The organism is Bacillus sp. 05T31 (genome assembly GCF_056396725.1).
The window spans coordinates 1-1,486 of record NZ_JBFTMA010000883.1; the positions used below are offsets into that span (position 1 = coordinate 1).

General features: G+C 30.7%; 2 protein-coding genes and 1 pseudogene. 1 reads left to right on the forward strand and 2 read right to left on the reverse strand.

What is annotated here, in order from left to right; translation table 11 throughout:
• Window positions 1-893 (reverse strand): annotated as a pseudogene (locus AC1DJR_RS29530) (zinc-dependent alcohol dehydrogenase); the annotation flags it as partial.
• Between the two features lie 119 nt (window positions 894-1,012).
• Here AC1DJR_RS29530 and AC1DJR_RS29535 point away from each other — a divergent pair.
• Window positions 1,013-1,255 carry a hypothetical protein gene (locus tag AC1DJR_RS29535; RefSeq protein ID WP_477004206.1) on the forward strand — a complete coding sequence of 81 codons (243 nt, stop codon included), beginning with the start codon at window positions 1,013-1,015 and terminating at the stop codon, window positions 1,253-1,255.
• A gap of 35 nt (window positions 1,256-1,290) precedes the next feature.
• On the opposite strand, the gene AC1DJR_RS29540 is transcribed toward AC1DJR_RS29535, so the two are convergent.
• On the reverse strand, window positions 1,291-1,486 hold a 196-nt coding region (locus tag AC1DJR_RS29540), incomplete at its 5' end, for a hypothetical protein (RefSeq protein ID WP_477004207.1).

A 1,486-nucleotide genomic window follows, 5' to 3' on the forward strand; every position in this document is an offset into this window, starting at 1 on the left:
AATTATCTCTTGACTCAGTTTCTCAAAACATTGTATGAGTGCAGTATAATGTATTTCATGTTGAGAAATTTCTTCTATAAATGGTGTTTGTTCTATTTTTCTAAAAAACCAATCTGCATGTTTTTGATAATCATATCCGTCACTTGACACAATGATTTGCAATTCTTTCCGATAAAAGTCGGCGGTTAATGTTAGTTCTTCTTTATTACCATCTGAAAGTATACATATTACACCATTACTATTAAGAGCTTTTGCAATGTACGAAATCCGCTATGTGTAGCTGAGCATTCGAAACCGTAACTATATGTTTCTATTATTCGCTCTTCTGAATCATATATGTTTTTTGCTCCAAATTTCTGTGCCAATTCTCTTCTATTTCTATTAGGTTCAACAACATCCACATGATCCACACCTGCATAGTATTTTAAGAAATAACATGTGAGTAAACCCATAACTCCCATTCCAGTTATAAGTACTTTTTTATCCTGTTGTGGGTTTAGTTTTAATACTCCTTTAGCGGCATCACATGAAAGAATGGATAATAAGGCAACTTTAGGCTTTATATAACTAGGTATTCGAATTACTTTATGTCCCTTAACTATTCCTATCGTTTGATGCCCATAAAAAGAAACCACTTTATCGCCTATGTTTAAATTTGTTACTTTATTACCAACTTGAATAACTTCACCATAACTTTCATATCCAGTTTCTCTTGGATAAAAAGGATTTGTATCTGTAACATCCGATTCTTTATACTGTGGTAACTCTGCTCCAATACTAATTGCACCTGCGATTGTTTTAACGATAATTTCATCATCCTGTAAAGACCTAATTTTATCCGTTTGCCACTTCAGTTGTTTAGGCCCTTCTAGAACTAATTTATATTGTTCCATTACTACTCTCTCACTTTATAAAAAATATATTCTCACTAAACTTTAAGCTATAATAATCAATAGGAAAGATTCATCCAAAATTAAAGCTATAATGTTGGCTAGCACTCAACAGTGATAACATGATAATTGAATTTGATGGATATGGAATTAATGAGTATGTTATTGGTCATAACTGTTCTATCAGTAAGTTAAAAAAAATGTATTTTAACGTAAAAAATGAAGAGTTATCTAATGAGGAGCTTATAAATTTATTTTGTGTACGTTATCATTTTGAAAACATTCCAAAGTCATTACAAGAAGACATTAAGTGCGATGTCGTCATTGACTTAGATACGGACTATATTTATATCCCTAATAGATAACAATAACCCAGTAAACTAAAATGGTTTAATGTAACTTACGATTCAGACAAGAATTTAATAAAATAAGTAATTGCCCAAATGGAAGTCGCGAATTGAGTGACAAAATACATTGTCCATTCGAAAGAAGTCAGTTTTCTCTCTCGTTTAATCTTCTTTAAGTATCTGTAAAATATTAATGTACTCAAAAACATAAGTAATAAAGAGAATTGTTGTAAATCATCGACTATACGT

Excerpts from the sequence above, each read along its gene's own strand:
- AC1DJR_RS29535 (WP_477004206.1), top strand. The coding sequence starts at position 1,013 with ATGATAATTGAATTTGATGGATATGGAATTAATGAGTATGTTATTGGT.